We start from the raw sequence: 2,211 nt of genomic DNA, 5'->3' as shown, positions 1-2,211 counted from the left end.
TTATAATTATAAGCGAAACGCAAGATGTCTCCGTGTTAGAACCAATACAAATGGCGATAGTAGAGAATGATAATTTTCCGTATCTAAGCCAATCCGTGACAGGCTAATTTAGAAAAATCGTTCACTTCAGATTTGGCCACACATTTGCGAGTGAGCTAAGTGGTATCGGATATTCAACGGCTCCTCATCCATTGAGTTGAAGAAAAAATCTCTTATTAAGGGATTCTTAAGTTACGTCCGTTATTTTTGTTTACAGAGTAAGCAAAAAGGAAATGCCGATGAAAACCATACGCTCAGCATCTGATCTGCAATTGGCCGTAATTGATCCTTCTCATCCTCGCTGGTTGGAAGCCATACACCTTGTGCGCGAGCGTTATCAGCAAGCGTTTGATGCACGCCTTATTACTTTTATGCCTGCTTATTTAGCTTTGCTTGATCATGACGAAATGAAATCCGTATGCGGTTTTCGCGTAGCGCAGCAAGAGCCTCTATTTCTCGAACAATACCTTGACCAACCTGCCGATGAAATTTTATCGCAGCGTTTTGATTGCCGAGTATCCCGAAGTGCTTTGATTGAATTTGGCCAACTGGCCTCTTTTGGTCGTGGTTTATCGGCGCTGCACTTTACTTTGATCGCTCAACAGCTGGTTGATTTAGGGTATGAATGGTGCGTTTTTACAGCAACGGATCCACTGCATGCTTTGATGCGTCGATTTGGTTTACAACCGACATTGATCGCGAAAGCGTCAGCATCTTGCATTCCTAACGCCAACCAAATTTGGGGCAGTTATTACCAACACAGCCCTCGAATTTTAGCGGGAAATTTGGCGCAGGGGCTGGCGTTGCTCAACCGATTTCATTTAAACCAAAAACAAGCGTGAGGCCTTTGCTATGAACCGAATTTTATCGGCGCTTCATCAACATGCGCAGCAAAAGCCAGATAGCATTGCCTTCATTGGGCACAATGCCAAACAAGAAAAGATAGCGCTGAGCTATCAACAGCTCTTAGAAAAAGTGGAAGCCACAGCACGCACATTGTGCCAGTGGCAGGTTCAGCGTATTGCATTAAAAGCTGAAAATAGTTTGGATTGGGTGATCATCGACCTTGCGGCCATGCACGCAAAAATAGTGCTCGTTCCTGTACCTACTTTCTTTAGCAAGGCACAGGTTGAACACTTACTGTATGAATCAGGGGTTGATGTTTGCTTAGGTGATTGGCCAACGCTAGGTGAACCTTTCTCAACGCTCAGCCATCTACCTGCTTTTGTCTATTTGGCGAATCCATCAGCACAGGTGTTGCCTTTGACGCAAAAAATCACCTTTACGTCTGGGTCCACCGGAACGCCGAAAGGGGTGTGTTTGAGTGACGAAAACATGCAAGCGGTCACGCTGGCGATCGCAGAGAAAATGTCCGCGCAAGTTGAGCGTCACCTCGTGATGCTGCCTCTCTCAACCTTGTTGGAAAATATTACGGGTGTGTATGTTCCTTTGATTCTGGGTGTGACATCGACAGTTGTCTTTGGCAGCGAAGTAGGCTTGACCGGTTCTAGCCAGTTCTGTGGTGCAACGTTCGCACTTGCACTGCAACAGTTTCAGCCGTCAAGCTTGGTGTTAACGCCTGCGTTATTGCTGGCATTAATTGAAGTCGTCAAGCAGAGCCCAGCTCTTGCGCAGCCTTTACGCTGGGTTGCCGTGGGCGGGGCGCGAGTGGCTCCCCAATTAATTGACGCAGCTCGCCAGCTCGGCATTCCCGCTTTTGAAGGGTATGGTTTGTCTGAAAGTGCTTCGGTCGTGAGTATGAATACACCCCAACAAAATAAGCCGGGGTCGTGCGGACAGGTGCTGTCTCATCTTCAGGTTTCGCTGGCACAAGATGGCGAATTGTTGGTTCATCCGGAAAATCGATACCTGAATGACTTTTCTGATACCATATCGCCAAAAATAGCCAGTTAATGTCAACTTCACTTCTTTACCATCGCTTTGGAATACGCGGCCCTTTCCATTATTGCTCTACAGAGTTTGATGGTGACGCGACCATCTTTCACGTAGCACACAATCCTCATATTAAATGTCCATCATGTCGTAGTCGTGATGTCATAAAAAAAAGGAGGTAAGGTTCGCCGTTTCATCGCTACGCCAATCGGCACTAGCCCCTGTTACATCCAGATAGTAAACCAGCGGATTGAATGCCGAGCTTGTAATACACTCGGG

1 protein-coding gene and 1 pseudogene are annotated in these 2,211 nt (G+C 46.6%); both read left to right on the top strand.

What is annotated here, in order from left to right; translation table 11 throughout:
- The first annotated feature begins 272 nt into the window (after nucleotides 1-272).
- On the top strand, nucleotides 273-881 hold the full coding sequence (locus tag B9J87_RS13405) for a thermostable hemolysin (protein WP_013856449.1): 609 nt from the start codon (nucleotides 273-275) through the stop codon (nucleotides 879-881).
- Nucleotides 882-891: 10 nt separating this feature from the next.
- Nucleotides 892-1,890 (top strand): annotated as a pseudogene (locus B9J87_RS13400) (AMP-binding protein); the annotation flags it as partial.
- Nucleotides 1,891-2,211 lie beyond the last annotated feature (321 nt).

This window comes from Vibrio sp. V19_P1S1T109, assembly GCF_002241375.1.
Taxonomy (GTDB): domain Bacteria; phylum Pseudomonadota; class Gammaproteobacteria; order Enterobacterales; family Vibrionaceae; genus Vibrio; species Vibrio anguillarum.
Note: the sequence above shows the minus strand (reverse complement) of the source record. Positions and strands in the feature narration are given on the sequence as shown.